This window comes from Polaromonas aquatica (genome assembly GCF_042659145.1).
Classification (GTDB): domain Bacteria; phylum Pseudomonadota; class Gammaproteobacteria; order Burkholderiales; family Burkholderiaceae_C; genus Polaromonas; species Polaromonas aquatica.
Genome location: NZ_JBHSRS010000026.1, coordinates 1 through 574 on the forward strand (window position 1 = coordinate 1; position 574 = coordinate 574).

The 574-nt window shown below is 60.8% G+C and carries 1 protein-coding gene; it reads right to left on the reverse strand.

Annotation, left to right across the window (positions count from 1 at the left end):
- Window positions 1-197: 197 nt before the first annotated feature.
- On the reverse strand, window positions 198-506 hold the full coding sequence (locus ACFQND_RS12190) for a transposase (protein WP_377413594.1): 309 nt from the start codon (window positions 504-506) through the stop codon (window positions 198-200).
- Window positions 507-574: the final 68 nt, after the last annotated feature.

Sequence of the window (574 nt, forward strand, 5' to 3'; positions counted from 1 at the left end):
TCGGGCTTCGTCGGCGAGGAAGCGGTGCCCGAACTCGGGATCTTCCATGTGCGCAGCATGGATGGCATTGGCGCGATATGCCTGCACAATCTCACGATCGGTCGCTGGGTTACGGAGCCAGCGATAGTAGGGCTGGCGTGAGAGCTTCAATACCCGGCACGATACCGCGACAGGGATCCCGTCAGCGGCGAGCTCTCTCACGAGCGGGTAGAGCCTTTTCCCGGCAAATGCGCCTGCGAGAGATATGCGGCCGCACGGCGCAACACCTCGACTTCTTGCTCAAGGAGCTTGTTGCGACGCCGGAGTTCTCGGAGCTCGTCGCTCTCGGACCGGGTGACGCCAGGCTTCTCGCCTTGCTCAACACGGGCTTGTCTGAGCCATTTGTCGAGCGTGCCGACGTGGATACCAAAATCCTTCGCAATCTGCGCGATCGTAACGCCGGGTTCACGGTTCATGGCGACGCGCACGACGTCATCACGGAACTCCTGCGGATACCTGGTTGCCATAGTGATCATCCTTCCAGGCCAGCCGAAACTAGCCATGTCGAATGTCACCTAAACGTGCAGCAGCCCCC

Coding starts and splice junctions, on each gene's coding strand:
- ACFQND_RS12190 (WP_377413594.1), bottom strand. CDS start 506: ATGGCAACCAGGTATCCGCAGGAGTTCCGTGATGACGTCGTGCGCGTC.